The 13,212-nt window shown below is 64.7% G+C and carries 14 protein-coding genes and 1 pseudogene; 3 read left to right on the forward strand and 12 right to left on the reverse strand.

What is annotated here, in order from left to right:
* Positions 1–431 precede the first annotated feature (431 nt).
* Positions 432–586, forward strand: a pseudogene (locus I4484_RS05295) (transposase domain-containing protein); the annotation flags it as partial.
* Positions 587–629: 43 nt separating this feature from the next.
* On the opposite strand, the gene gloA reads toward I4484_RS05295, so the two are convergent.
* The 3 genes from gloA to I4484_RS05310 all read right to left on the reverse strand — a co-directional run bounded on the left by gloA (position 630) and on the right by I4484_RS05310 (position 3,440).
* The gene (gene gloA, locus I4484_RS05300) at positions 630–1,169 is read right to left on the reverse strand and encodes a lactoylglutathione lyase (RefSeq protein ID WP_197449949.1); all 540 of its coding nucleotides are present in this window, start codon (positions 1,167–1,169) and stop codon (positions 630–632) included.
* Between the two features lie 73 nt (positions 1,170–1,242).
* Positions 1,243–2,826, reverse strand: a complete 1,584-nt coding sequence (locus I4484_RS05305; RefSeq protein ID WP_234283571.1) for a GMC family oxidoreductase — start codon at positions 2,824–2,826, stop codon at positions 1,243–1,245.
* A 47-nt stretch (positions 2,827–2,873) separates the two neighbouring features.
* Complete coding sequence (locus I4484_RS05310; protein ID WP_197449950.1) at positions 2,874–3,440, reverse strand: twin-arginine translocation signal domain-containing protein; 567 nt, start codon at positions 3,438–3,440, stop codon at positions 2,874–2,876.
* A 347-nt stretch (positions 3,441–3,787) separates the two neighbouring features.
* On the opposite strand from I4484_RS05310, the gene I4484_RS05315 reads away from it, so the two are divergent.
* A complete protein-coding gene (locus tag I4484_RS05315; RefSeq protein WP_197449951.1) occupies positions 3,788–4,072 on the forward strand; it encodes a ribbon-helix-helix domain-containing protein in 285 nt (94 codons plus the stop codon).
* Positions 4,073–4,484: 412 nt separating this feature from the next.
* Here the strand turns inward: I4484_RS05315 and I4484_RS05320 are convergent, their stop codons facing one another.
* Together I4484_RS05320 and I4484_RS05325 are read right to left on the reverse strand one after the other, a co-directional pair.
* Positions 4,485–4,712: an S-adenosylmethionine synthetase N-terminal domain-containing protein gene (locus I4484_RS05320; RefSeq protein ID WP_197449952.1), complete on the reverse strand. Its 228-nt coding sequence runs from the start codon at positions 4,710–4,712 to the stop codon at positions 4,485–4,487.
* An 82-nt stretch (positions 4,713–4,794) separates the two neighbouring features.
* Complete coding sequence (locus tag I4484_RS05325; RefSeq protein ID WP_197449953.1) at positions 4,795–5,013, reverse strand: hypothetical protein; 219 nt, start codon at positions 5,011–5,013, stop codon at positions 4,795–4,797.
* Positions 5,014–5,965: 952 nt separating this feature from the next.
* Here I4484_RS05325 and I4484_RS05330 point away from each other — a divergent pair.
* Complete coding sequence (locus I4484_RS05330) at positions 5,966–6,208, forward strand: hypothetical protein (protein WP_234283570.1); 243 nt, start codon at positions 5,966–5,968, stop codon at positions 6,206–6,208.
* Between the two features lie 77 nt (positions 6,209–6,285).
* On the opposite strand, the gene I4484_RS05335 is transcribed toward I4484_RS05330, so the two are convergent.
* The 7 genes from I4484_RS05335 to I4484_RS05365 form a co-directional block, all read right to left on the reverse strand.
* Positions 6,286–8,013, reverse strand: coding sequence for an ExeM/NucH family extracellular endonuclease (locus I4484_RS05335; protein ID WP_197449954.1), 1,728 nt, complete (start codon positions 8,011–8,013; stop codon positions 6,286–6,288).
* 11 nt (positions 8,014–8,024) lie between these two features.
* Complete coding sequence (locus I4484_RS05340; RefSeq protein WP_197449955.1) at positions 8,025–8,363, reverse strand: AzlD domain-containing protein; 339 nt, start codon at positions 8,361–8,363, stop codon at positions 8,025–8,027.
* Positions 8,356–9,102 (reverse strand): AzlC family ABC transporter permease, encoded by a 747-nt coding sequence (locus I4484_RS05345; RefSeq protein WP_197449956.1) that lies wholly within the window; start codon positions 9,100–9,102, stop codon positions 8,356–8,358. Before I4484_RS05345 ends, I4484_RS05340 begins: the two co-directional genes overlap by 8 nt.
* A complete protein-coding gene (locus I4484_RS05350; RefSeq protein WP_197449957.1) occupies positions 9,099–9,626 on the reverse strand; it encodes a helix-turn-helix domain-containing protein in 528 nt (175 codons plus the stop codon). Before I4484_RS05350 ends, I4484_RS05345 begins: the two co-directional genes overlap by 4 nt.
* Before the next feature lie 125 nt (positions 9,627–9,751).
* Positions 9,752–9,997 carry a hypothetical protein gene (locus I4484_RS05355; RefSeq protein WP_197449958.1) on the reverse strand — a complete coding sequence of 82 codons (246 nt, stop codon included), beginning with the start codon at positions 9,995–9,997 and terminating at the stop codon, positions 9,752–9,754.
* Positions 9,998–10,165: 168 nt separating this feature from the next.
* A complete protein-coding gene (locus I4484_RS05360; RefSeq protein WP_197449959.1) occupies positions 10,166–12,265 on the reverse strand; it encodes a TonB-dependent siderophore receptor in 2,100 nt (699 codons plus the stop codon).
* Between the two features lie 98 nt (positions 12,266–12,363).
* Positions 12,364–13,209, reverse strand: a complete 846-nt coding sequence (locus I4484_RS05365) for an ABC transporter ATP-binding protein (RefSeq protein ID WP_197449960.1) — start codon at positions 13,207–13,209, stop codon at positions 12,364–12,366.
* Between the last annotated feature and the right edge of the window lie 3 nt (positions 13,210–13,212).

The following is a 13,212-nucleotide window of genomic DNA, read 5'->3' on the forward strand; positions in this document are numbered from 1 at the left end:
AAATCTCGCTGAAGCTGTCGGTCAGCTTTCCGAACGATCGGCTGGTCATGATGCGCTGCGCGGCTCATGAAAGACGTTTATTTCGATGCAGGGGATGCCCCTGAGCTCCAGGGCGGTGGCTCTAGCGTGACGCTAAACTGACGGCGGATCCGCTTGGGGGCGAGGTACCAGCCTGTGCGGATACCCAGCACGGCGAGCCGCTTCACCAGCCGCCGGCCGATGCCCCACTAATCGACCAGCTCTGCAGCAGTGCACGGGTTTCCGCGCTATCGGCCCTGAGCACACATACCCCGCGATAGTCGAGGATCTCATGCGAGGCCTGTTTGGCGAACTTGTCCACGTACAAGTCGGGGCAACGCCGACGCAATCCGGAATACCGGCGTTTCGACGTACTTGATCATGCTCCTGCCGGAATGCGTTGGTCGGAGGTACTGCGCAGTGGCCAGCGCGCCGCCAACTTCATGAGCCTGATCCAGTGCGCCAAGCTCAATGGGGCCACCATCCCTACGCCTACCTCCGAAATGTGCTGGAACGGCTGCCGACGCAAAAGTCCAGCCAGCCCGACGAACTCGTGCCGCAGAACTGACAGAAACCCGGCTGATCATGCGCCGGGGGTGACGTCCGTTCGCTTACACCCGGTCGCCCAGCGCCGAAAGGCGATCCGCCTGCACAACTTCGATCCAGTAGCCGTCGACGTCCTTCACGAAGATCACGTTCTGCAGCTTGCCCTGGTCCGAACGCTTAACGAATTCGACATCGTTGGCGTCGAACCAGGCCTGAGTGGCGTCGAGGTCGGGCACAGAGAAACAGATATGGCCGAAGCCCTGCGGCTCGGCGTTACCATCATGATAGAGGCGCCCCGCTTTCTCCTCGCTGCCCCAGTTGTGGGTCAGCTCCAGCACACCACGCTGGCTGAAGGTCCAGACAGTGCGCTCGCCAGCGTCCTCGGGCATCGTTTCCCCGGTCTCCGGGCGACCCAGGAAGTACAGCGAGAACTGCATCTCCTCGAAGTCCAGCCGGCGTAGCACCCGCATGCCGAACACACGCGTGTAGAAGGCCAGCGAAGCCTCCGGATTCTTGATGCGCAGCATGGTGTGGTTGAGGCGAAAGCCTTCGGTTTCGGTGGGTGGCGTCTCGACGCCCGGGTGCTGTTCCCCCTGAAAGCTCATAGCGTTTTCCTTGGTTGATGATATGGAATCTAGTGAAAAGAGCAGCATGCCCGGCCATTGGCCGGGTACGGGCTCAGACCTTGCCCTGCTTCATCAGTTGGCCGATATGTTCGGCCTGACGAATGGCTAGAGACACGATGGTCAGGGTCGGGTTCTCCGCCGCCGATGTGGTGAACTGGCTGCCATCCGAGATGAACAGGTTGGGGATCTCGTGGGTACGGCCATAGCTGTTGCACACCCCATCCTCGGGTCGCTCGCTCATTCGACAGGTACCCAGGTTATGGGTCGAGGGGTATGGCGGCACTTCGTAGATATCCTTCGCCCCCACCGAACGATACAGCTCGGCGCCCTTGCGGTACCCATGGTCACGCATGGCGATATCGTTGAGGTGGTCATCGTAGTGCACGTTGGCCACCGGCAGCCCGTAACGATCGGTTACGTCGGGGTTGAGGGTGACGCGATTGGTTGTCTGGGGCAAATCTTCGCCGACCAGCCACATCCCGGCCATATGGTCGTACTGATCCATGGCACCGGCGAAGCGCGGGCCCCAGGCGCCGGGATCGAGAAAGGCCGCCATGAAGGGCAGACCTAACGACAGGGTTTCCATTTCGTATCCACCGACGAACCCCCGCGATGGATCATGTTTCGCCTCGTCCGAGATGATGCCAGCCATTGTGGTGCCCCGGTACATGTGCACGGGCTCGTCGAAGGTGGCATAAATCGACCCGGTCATATGACGCATGTAGTTGCGCCCCACCTGCCCCGAGCCATTGGCGAGACCGGCGGGAAAGGCAGAGCTCGCCGAGTTGAGTAGCAGGCGCGGTGTTTCCAAGGAGTTGCCGGCCACGGCTACCAGGCGTGCCTTCTGGCGTCGTTCTTGGCCGTCGGCATCGAAATAGACCACCGCAGTCACCTTGCCGCTAGCGTCGTGCTCGATTTTCGCCACGTGCGACTCGGGGCGCAGTTCCAGATGACCGGTAGCAATGCCTTCCGGCAACTCGGTATAGAGCGTCGACCACTTGGCTCCCATCTTGCAGCCTTGGAAACAGAAACCTCGCTGTTGGCAAGCCGCACGACCATCGCGCGGCTCGCTGTTGATGGCCATATGGCCTGTATTGCACGAGTAGCCGAGGTTCTTGGCGCCGTTATACATCACCTTGAAGTTATTGTTGCCCGGCAGGCCCTTGTTGCCATTGGTGCGGGTCACGCCCATGCGCTGCTCGGCGCGGTCGTAATAGGGAGCCAAGTCGTCATAGGTGAGCGGCCAATCGAGCAGGTTGGCACCCTCGATCTCCCCGTAATTAGTCAGTGCCGCGAACTCATGAGGCTGGATGCGTAGGCTGGCCCCGGCCCAGTGCACGGTCGTGCCGCCGACGGCCTTGACGATCCACGCCGGCAAGGTGGGGAAATCGCGGGCCAGTCGGAAGCTTCCCGAGGTGGTGCGGGGATCCAGCCAGGCGAGCTGCGAGAAGGACGCCCACTCATCGGCAAGAAAGTCGGCGGTGGTGTGCAGGGCGCCAGCCTCGAGCACCACGACATCGACTCCCTGCTGGGCCAGCTCGTTGGCCAGGGTGCCGCCCCCGGCGCCGGAGCCGATCACTACCGCCACGTTGTCGTCGTCATGCCTGAACGTGGCCTGCTTGTCGGTCATTGCCATTTGGCGTCTCCGAATACGTTTGTTGTTATCTCGTTGGAGTCGTCGACTCAGCCGACGCTCTCGCTGGGCAGATACCCGCCCTCGGGCTGGGGAGGGTCGGGCAGCCAGGTGAGATCATTGAACCCCTTGGTCAGATAACCGCCGTCGCCTTCGGCCCCCTGGTAGCCGAAGTGGGCATAGGCCAGCGGGTTGTCATAGAGCGAGACCACGGCATCGGCACGGATCGTCTGGAAGAAGTCACTTCGCGCCATCGGCGCCAGAAAATCGAGCTTCTCGTCCTCCTCTACGGCCAGCCAGTCGCCGCCGGCGGCCTTGTCCAGCTCAGCGATACCGTCATGCAACAGCTCATGCATAGCAGCATCGTCCGCCTTGCGGTCCAGGCTCTTGACCACATGGGCGTAAACGGCGTCTTCAAGGTCGGGATGGGGAAACATCTGCCGGGTGATCGCCAGCAGCGTCTCGCCCTGGCGCGAACTCAGCGTGTCCAGGGGCATGGCCCAGCTGCGCGTCGGCGCCAGCATGGCTACCGGCCCGCTGGCGAACGCCAGGGTGCCGGCCAGAACGCCGCCGCTTCCCTTGAGGAAGACACGACGGGAAATCGGGGTTGTACTCATTGCTACCCTCTCCGGAAGAAGCACGGTACCGCTCTCGGTGGCTCGTGCCATGGCACTTGGTGTTGCGAAATCTCGCTTGCATTGTTGTTGTAGTGGCGGCCCGATGAGGCCGTGAGTCGTGGTAGAAGCACCGATCAATGTTCGGTGCCTGAATCGAGACTAGGCGCAAAACGCACGGGTCGGGTAATAACCCATTACTACATCGACGAAGGTCTAATGCTCAATCGTCGCTCGAGGAGGCACTGTCGAGACACACCAACGCAGGCAAGACCGACCCTCGCCGGTCACCTCGCCGTTGCCCTTTTCATCGTCGTAGGAAATGGCGCGCTGCCTCAGGAGACCACGCCATGTGTCATGTTTACGCTTCCACCGATCCCACACGCTATGAGTGCACCACCCGCTCACTACGCCTGCAGGGCAGCGTGACAAGCGTGCGGCTGGAAAACGAGTTCTGGGAAATCCTCGATGACTTGGCCCGCAGTCAACAACTCTCGACCGGTCAATTCATAAGTGAGCTATACGGGGAAGTCATGCAGACCAAGGGCACCGTGCCCAACCTTGCCTCGATGTTGCGGGTCGCCTGCGCCGTGCATCTGCATATCAGTGCCGAGCCCGCCGTACGCAGCGCCTGACGTACGCAAGCCCGTTTGCTGAACAGGGCAATCTTTGCGGTAAAAGATAGGATAATGCCAACCGTCCCCAGGGCTCGGTCAGCCAGCCGCGGTCATTTCACTTCGACCTTGCCGCGATGGTCTTCCTGAAGCTTCGGCAGGGCGAGTTTGACCTTCCCCTTGGTTTAGGTCCGTAGTGAATGTGAGGATTCGTCTCATCACTATTATTACTGGCTGGCCAAAAAGTGAAAGCACTCAAGTCCGCCGGATGCCAGGGCCGCAGCGGACGCTCGTCCGCTGTAGTGGCTGGCGCAATTTGGTCGCAGATCGTACCGAACTCATGTGTTGTGTGTAACCAGGGTAAACTTATAAGGGTATGATTTAGCGAAAAAAGCCCGTAGCAAGCGCGGCCTGTAATTGTCGAAATACGGATTCAAAATTCGCTGTGGATGATCTCTTGTCCGAGAAGCTGAAGGGCTTGCAGGTGTCGAAGCGGGTCAACCTCGCAGAGGAGGGGAGCGACCAGAGTCTTGATGGCGACCCGTGCCATCGGCTCGATCTCCAGGTAGCGATCCAGGATGGCGTCAGTTAACCGGTCGGCGAGCTTGTCGGGATGGCCATCGGAAGCCGACTCGGAAGTGAACAGGTAGCCGCGGCTCACGAGCGGGCTTCACTTGCGCTGAGTGGCCAACGCCTCGAGTTCGGCAGTGCCACCTATGACGTAGCAGTAGCCGCAGCCAAACTCATTGGCGCTGTTGCTGACCATCAAGCGGTGGGAATTTTCCAGGACAGTCGGCATACCAGGCGGACGGTGACGGACCGGCAAACCCGGGCCTTAGGCCGAAGCGGCGAGCCAGCACGATGATCTCCGCCTCGGCTTGGGACTCGGCTTCCCGGATATGGCGGTCGATCTCAGTCTTCAGCTCGCCGAGGATGCGCTGATGGGTGGAGCTGGTGATCATCGAGATCCTGCTCAACAACGCCCACGGTCATTGGGGTGACGTCTTTTACCCGGTGCGGTGAGATTCGGTGGTACGCCTGCAAGGATAGCGATATGGGCCTCGCCATGATCTCAAGTCCCAGTCGTCGCCCCGGTGCCCCGGTGCACCACGCCCAAGATGAGAGAGCTGGGAAAAAGCGGGGCATCCTGCCCGGTTGCGTTTTGGTTGCTGAGTGGGTGAAATCGGTGTGAGCCATGTAATGTTTGGAAAGCCATAACCTTTTGAAATTCCTAAGACATGCGTTGCAGGCGCGATCCTTGATGCGGCTTGGTTGCACTCATAATCCCTTGGTCGCTGGTTCGAGTCCAGCTGGGCCCACCATCTTTAGTTACCTTCCGCTCTTCTCTGCTGCTGAGTTCACTGCTCCTGGTCGGTCAGCGCCTGAAATATGGTCTCGCTGGAAATTGACTGAGGGCTATTCGCCATCCGCATGTCGGTAGGCACGGTGTCGCAGCCTGACACTTCGGCCTTAAGCGTTGGTGAGTCGACGGTGGCCTCAGCCAGGCGCTCGCAGCCCGTCTGGCCAGCATTCAGCACCGTCCAATTGCGGGTTCGTCCGTCGTCCAATTGCGGGTTGACGGCTCGCCCGAGCCGTTTCGCCACCATCCTCCCAGCTCGCCACCGGATGCGATCAGCTGTCGTCATTTTGATACTCAAGTGCCTGAAATTCTCAAAGAGTGTGGATCGTTACCCGGTCCATGAACCCTCTTCCTCTCGAGGCTGTATAAGGGATACAGCGCATCGGCAACCAGTGGCCCCCATGACATGCGATTGATGCTGCGCTGCGCGGTTTCGCCGACTTGCGGTTCGCCAAGGCATCGAGTGGATACCGAAGCCGGGCGCGATTGCCTGGTTGCCAACGAAATCAAACTGGATGATTGGTCGTAATTGACCCTGCAAGGAGGGAGATGACATGCGAATGCTATCTATCGGGCTATTGACCGGTGTGCTGGCCCTGGGACTCACTGGCTGCGGTACCACCACCGGCGAGCGAGCGCTGAGTGGCGCCGGCCTGGGGGCAGCTGCCGGTGCCGGCACCGCGGTCATGACAGGCGGCAGTGTGACCAGGGGGGCGGTGATTGGTGGCGGCCTGGGCGCTGCCGTCGGCGCGGCCACCAACCGCGACGACATCGACCTGGAACGCTGGCGTCGCTGATTGACGAGTAGGAGCGCTTCCCCGGAACCGAAAGCCTCATTCCATAATTGCCGGATGCGTCAGCTGCCTTGCTTCTGCTAACGCCACTCCAGGTCCACCGCGATGGGATCATGGTCCGAGGAGCGGAAGGAGTCGGGACGGAAGTGGGGCGCTGCGTTGTCCGGCCCGTCATAGCCGAGGAATGCGGGCTCGTCGGCATTGATGGGCCAGGGTCTCACCTCTGCCACGGCCGCGGCCAGTTCGGGGCTGGCCAGGGCATGATCCAGATAGCCCGACTCGCCGCGGAACACATAGCTGTAGCGGCGCTCCGGCGGCAGTTCGCGGGCGATCAGGTCGACTAGGCCCGCGTGGACCAGGGTGCGGACCGGGTCTTCGGCGCCGTAGGCGTTGAGGTCGCCGGTGAGCAGTAGGCGTTCGTGCCCCTCGGCTTCCGCCAGGCGGGCGAGGAAGGCACTCATGGCCTCGGATTGTTCCACCCTGCGCTGGTTCCAGCAGCCCTGGCCGCGGTCGATATCGCCGCTGGGCGGGCAGCCGGTCTTGGATTTGAAGTGGGCGGTAACGACGCCGAAGGCCGGGCCGCCGGCCAGGCTACGGAAGAAGGCCGCCAGCGGCGGGCGGTGATGGGCGGGGTCGTTGTCGGCATAGAGCTCGCTCATGGCCTCTACCCGGTCCGGCCGGTAGAGCAGGGCGAGCTTGATGGCATCGCTGCCGCGGTCGGCGTTACCGTCCACCGCACGATAGCGGATGCCGGTCCGTTCGCCGAGCTGCTCGACCAGGTCGGCCAGGGCGCGCGGGTCGTTCTCGACCTCCACCAGGGCCAGGATGTCGGCCTGCAGGCCCTCGACCGCAGCGGCGAGCTTGGCCCGCTGGCGCTCCAGCTCGGTAGCGTTGGCAGCACCGCGCTGGCCCAGGCTGATGAAATAGTTCTCGACGTTGAAGGTCGCCACCCGTAGCCGCGCTCCCGGCGCCGGCAGCGGCCCCGGGCGCGGGTTGGCGTCCTCGAAGCGCGGCTCTAGGGTCGGGTGCAGGCGGTAGGCGTCGAAGGCGTGAGTCAGTATCCCGGTCAGCCCCTCAACGGTGCTGCCGACACGGCGGGTGCCATTGGCATCCAAGTAAGGAATGGGGCTCGCAAAGGCGCGGTAGCTGCCATCGTCCAGCGCGAGGGTATCCCGCTGCTGGGTCTCGCCGGGTGTGTTCGTGGGGCGGAACAGGCGGTTGGCGGCCAGCCACAGGGAGCCGTAACGGGCCAGCTCGTCGTTGCCGGTGACGGTCAGCGCCTGCGGAAACGTCAGAAGCAGTCCCTCCTTGCGTGACAGCTGCTCCTCGCTGAGCGGCCAGTCGACCGCAAGCGGCTCGGGCAGTTGATCGCGGGCACAGGTCTCTATCCGCTCGACCCGCTGCAGTTGGATCTGGCCGCGGTACTCGCCGGTGCGGGCGTGGAGTTGCAGGTGTGTGCCGGGAGCGATGAGCGCCCCGTCGCTCGGCGTGGCGCCAGGCATATAGACGAACAGGCCAACGGGGCCATGCTCCGTTGCCTGCTGCAAGTAGAAACCGTTCAGCCGTTCGCGGCCGAGAAACTCGCCGGTCACCACGCCGTCGACGATCACCTCACGGTCGGCGGGCAGGGCCGTGCGTTCACCAATACCCTTGATGGCGGCGAGGTCGGTGCTGGAGGGATCGGGGCAACTGGCTGCCGCCGGTGCGGCCAGCAGCAGCGCCAGCAGCAGGGTCAGTGGGCCTGCCTGGCGGGTCACGCCAGGGTGTCGGCGCGTGCCGGGAGTGCACGGCGGGGCGGCGAAGGTCATGCGTTCATTCCTCACCCGAGCAGCATCAGCACCACGCCATAGGCGGCCACGCCCGCGGCCACCGGCCAGCCCAGGGTGCGCTTGTACCACCACACGGCCAGGGTCGCCAGTACGCCGATGGCGGTGGCCAGCCAGGAGGTGGCGCCGGGCGTCACCGGCATCAGCGACACACCGAAGAGGGCGGCGATCATCAGTGGGCCGAGCAGGCTCAGCCATTGGGGCATGGCCTCGAGGCCGTCGTCGCCGCCCTGGCGCTCGAGACGGCGCTGCATCCACAGCAGTGGCAGCAGGCGTATCAACAGGGTACCCAGCGCCGAGGCCAGGACGGCGATCCACAGGGCGCTATTCATGGCGCTCTCCTTGCGCGTGTTCTGTTTTTTCGCCGTGGCCGAACTTGACGAGCTGGAAGCACAGCGCGCCGCAGACGGCGGCGAGGGGGACCGCCACGTTGGTCAGGCCCAGCAGCGTCAGCAGCAGGGCGCTGAGGATGGTCAGGCTCAGGGCCAGGCTCCAGCGCCGTGAGGTGAAGCGCGGCGCTACCAGGACCAGGAAGAGCGCGGGCAGGGCGAAGGGCAGGATCTCACCCATCAGGGCCCAGCGGGCGACCAGTTCACCGCCTGCCAGGGCGCCTAGCGCCGTGCCGCCGATCCAGCTCATCCAGGCCAGCAGGGCGGCGCCGGTGTACCAACCGAGGCGCTGGGCGGCGGGCAGTTGCGGCAGGCGGGCATGGGCCAGGGCGAAGATCTGGTCGGTGAGGCCGTGCATCAGCCAGGGCCACAGGCGGCTGGGCGTCAGCCAGGGGGCCAGGTTGGGGGCGTAGACCACATGACGCAGGTTGATCAGCAGCGTCATGGCCACCACCAGCCATAGCGGCGCGCCGGCGGCCACCATGCCGACGAACAGGAACTGCGAGGCACCGGCATAGATCAGCGTCGAAATCGCCACGGCTTCCCAGGCGCTGAAGCCGGCCTGGGTCGCGATCAGCCCGAAGGAGATGGCCACCGGCACATAGCCGCCGAGCAGCGGGATGGCCTCGCTCACGCCGGTCAGCCAGGGGCGGGTGGGCGAGGAGGCGGCTTGCAGGCTCATGACGTGGGTTCCTCGTGGTAGACGACGCTGAGCAGCAGCGTGGCCCAGGTGTCACCGGTGCGGTATAGGTGGGGGCGGTCCGCGGCGAAGGTGAAAGTCTCGCCGGCCGACAGGGTGCGGGTCTCGCCTTCCGGGCCGGCCTCCAGCGTGCCGCTGATCAGGGTCAGCGACTCCCGGGCACCGGGGGTGTGGGGCTCGGCAAGACGCAGGGTATGCGGCGCGCAGCGCATCCAGTAGGCATCGACCTGAGGGCGATCCTTGCCCTGGTCGAGCAGGCGGACCTCCACGCCATCCTCGCCCAGGGGCACGGCGATGGGCGCCACGAGGGTGCCGAAGGGCACCTTCAACTGCACCGCCAGGCGCCAGATGGTATCCAGGGTGGGGTTGCCGTTGCCCTGCTCGAGGCGGCACAGGTTCGACTTGGCGATGCCGGCGGCGGCGGCCAGCTGCGACAGCGACAAGCCCTGCGCCTGGCGCAGGTCCTGGAGATGGCGGCCCAGGGTGCCGAGCGAGAGCTTGTCCAAGGGAGGTGGTCTCCAGCTGTTCCTTTTAATGAACGTTCTATAAAAGGAACGACTGGCTGTCAACCCTCACGCTCGGCTCTTGTCGCTTAGCTCATGTCGCTCGGCTCTGGTGTCGTGCGGAACCGTCAGACGAACTCCGAATCGTCGGTTCTCACGGTCACGCCACCCTCCTCGCCGGGCACCATGATCATGAACTCGCCGTTGCCGAGGTAGGTAGCGTCGTGGCCGTCATGGGTACGAAAGGCGGACGCGCCACCGGTGGCGCCGGCATGCTGCATTTCGCTGAGCTCGCGGGCGCTGGTGAAGATGTCGATCATGTACTCGCGGCCCTGGTCGTCGAAGGCCATCACGGTCCTCTCGCGCTGGGTCATGGCGTTATCCTCCCGGAAAGCTGCCTCCCTTACCCATAGCAACACGGCGCCGGCTTGGCGAGCGCCGCGTCACTGGCAGCAGCAGAGTGCTAGCGTGCCTTCCGGTCGGCCAGAAACGACACGGCGGCCCGCAGGCCGCCGTGTCGAGGGGTTGGCGGTCCTGCCGGATCAGAACTCGAGGCGGGCCTCCAGCATGTAGGCGCGCCCCGGCATCGGGACACGGCCCACCGGACTGACGTCGGTGCCGCGGAAGTAGGCGTCGTCATCGAGCAGGTTGGTGGCCGCGAGGCCCAGGTTCAGGGTGGTGTCGGCATCCAGGCGGAAATCGCGACCGATGCGGGCGTTGACCAGGGTGTAGGCGGGCAGCTCGCCGGCATCGCCGTTGACGGTTTCGTCCCGGGTATTGAGGGCGTCGCTGTAGCTCTCGCTGACCCGGTTGACGCTCACGCTCGCCAGCCACTGCTCCATCTCGTAGCGGGCATTGGCGCTGACGTGGTGCCTCGGCGCGTTGGGCAGATCGTTGCCGGCGTTGTCCCCGGTGAGCTGCTCGGTCGCGAGGTAGGTGTAGCCAAGGCCCAGCGACAGGCGGTCGGTGGCCTGCCAGTCGGTACCCAGCTCGATCCCCTGGTGGCGTGTCTCACCCAGGTTGACGAAGCGATCGCCGGCCTTGTTGAACTGGATCTGGTCTTCGTAATCGATGCGGAACAGGGTCGCCGAGGTGGTCAGGCGCGGCGTCACGTCGACGCGTGCACCCAGCTCGTAGTTCCAGGCGGTCTCGTTGGCCACGTCGCCCTCCAGCGTGGCCTGGGCGATCTGCACCGGCACCAGCGATTTCTGGGCGTTGGCGAACAGGAAGAGCTCGTCGGTGGCGGCGAAGCCCACCGTCAGGCCCGGCAGGATCTCGTCGGTATCGTTGGTCGAGGCGGTATCGTTCACTTCGTCCCGGAAGTCCATGCGCACGTCTTCGTAGCGTACCCCGGGGGTGATCTCCAGCCGGCCATCCATCAGGCTCAGGGTATCGCTGGCGTAGAGCGCCACGGCGTCGGTTTCCAGGTCCCAGCGGCGCACCTCGGTGTAGCTGTCGTCGCTCAGGTTGCGGCGATTGACGTCGAAATCGACGTCCTCGTTCACGTAGCGGGCGCCCAGGGTTACGGTGTGGATGCCCTCGCGCACGGTCAGGCGCGGCTCGGTGCCCCAGACGCGGAAGATCCGCGGTGAATCGGCCACGTGGCTCGATTCGGCCTCGGGGTCGGACCAGGCGCCGCCGCTGACCAGGTCCTGACCGAAGAAGAAGGTGCGATCCGCGCGGTGGGCGAAGTTGCGCCAGGTGAACTCGACGTCGTCGCTGGGGTTGAACGTCCACGCCAGCGTGCCGCGCAGCATGTCCGCTTCATAGGCATCGTAGGGGCGCTGGGAGTCGGTGCGGTCGCGTTCATAGGCCCGCGGGCTGAGCGCGCCGGGCAGGTCGGCGTCCACCTCGTAGTACTGCAGGCTCGCGTCCAGCGTGTGGCGGTCGTCGATGTAGTACTCGGCGTCGAGCTGGAAGTTCTGGACGTCGGTATCGGCGTGCTCGCGGAAGCCTTCGCCACCCTGGAGGTTGGCCTGGAACTGCAGCGCCAGGTCGTCGCTGACGAAGCCGCCGACGCGGTAATAGGTGTCGTGGAAGACGTTGCCGGTCTCCTCGGCAATGGTCACCCGCTCCGACAGGGTCTGCGTGACTTCCCCTGGGATCGGCTTGGTCAGGAAGTTGACCACCCCGCCGACGTTGTTGGGGCCGTAGTGGACCGCCGCCCCGCCCCGCACCACGTCGATGGTGTCGATGCTCCGCAGCGTCACCGGGAACAGCGAGACCCCCACGTTGCTGTAGGGGCCGATGGCGATCGGGTAGCCGTCCACCATCATCTTGAGACGCTCGCTGCGCAGCGGATTGAGGCCGCGCAGGCCGATGTTGGGCAGCACGCCGGTGCCGGTCTCGTCGAGTACCTGAACGCCAGGCACCGAGCGCATCGCGTCCTCGAGGTTCAGGGCGCCGCTGTCGTGAAGTTGTTCCGGTTCGATGACGGTGCGGGCGCCTGGGTAGACGCGCACTGCGTCTTCGGTGGGGTTGCCGAGCCAGTCGCCCTGGACGACCAGCGTGTCGAGCTCGGCGGCATCCTGGGCCAGGGCGCCGGCGCCGACCAGGGCGGAGGCAAGGCCAACGGCGGCGGCAAGGGGAGTCCTGCGGGAAAAGCCTGCGCGGGAGGAGCTGACGAAGCGAGAGTCTGTCATGTCGAGTCCGTTTTTTTAGAAATCTAAATGAAAAAGCGTCTCAATACTATATGAAGCAAAGCATGTTGTACAGACTCGCGTGGGCGTCTCGGCCTTCGCTACAGCGTCGGCGGGGCGAGTGAGGAGAGCGCCACGAAGTAGGGCGCGGAGGATGCCGCCGCATTGCCCAGGGTCGCTGAGGCGTCATCGACGATACGCGCCCGGATGCGGAAGACATCGAGCAGCAGGCGTTCGGTCAGCACCTCGGCGGGCGGCCCCGCCTGAACCAGCTGGCCCGAGCGCATGGCGACCAGGCGGTGGCCCACCTGGGCCGCCTGATTGAGGTCATGCAGCGACATGATCACCGTGAGCCCCTGCTCGCGGTTGAGTGCCTGCAACAGCTCGAGGATCTCCAACTGGTGGCCCAGGTCCAGGTAGGTGGTGGGTTCGTCCAGGATCAGCAGGTCGGACTGCTGGGCCAGGCACAGGGCAATCCAGGCGCGCTGGCGCTCGCCGCCGGACAGGGCCGACAGCGGGCGAGCCTCGTAACCGGCCAGGCCCGTGACCCGTATCGCCCAGCGTACCTGGGCGTGGTCATGCTCGGTGAGCGGGGCAAGCAGGCGCTGGTGGGGAAAGCGGCCGTAGCGAACCAACTGTTCGACGCTGAGCCCCTCCGGGGCCTGGGGATGCTGGGGCAGCATGGCCAGGCGCCGGGCCAGGTGGCGGCGTGGCCAGGCCGTGACCGGGCGACCGTCGAGCAGCACCTCACCGGCCTGGGGGCGCATCAGCCCGGCGAGCGCACGCAGCAGGGTACTCTTGCCACAGCCGTTGGGGCCGATCAGGCAGTGAATGCGCGCCGGTTCGAAATCCAGCGTCATGTCCGGCACGATGACCTTGTCGGCGTAGCCCAGGCGCATGTTGCGCGTCGCGAGCCGCGGGGCCTCGGCGTCGGTACGGAGCGTCATCGT

It is taken from the genome of Halomonas sp. SS10-MC5, assembly GCF_015992245.1.
GTDB lineage: Bacteria > Pseudomonadota > Gammaproteobacteria > Pseudomonadales > Halomonadaceae > Halomonas > Halomonas sulfidoxydans.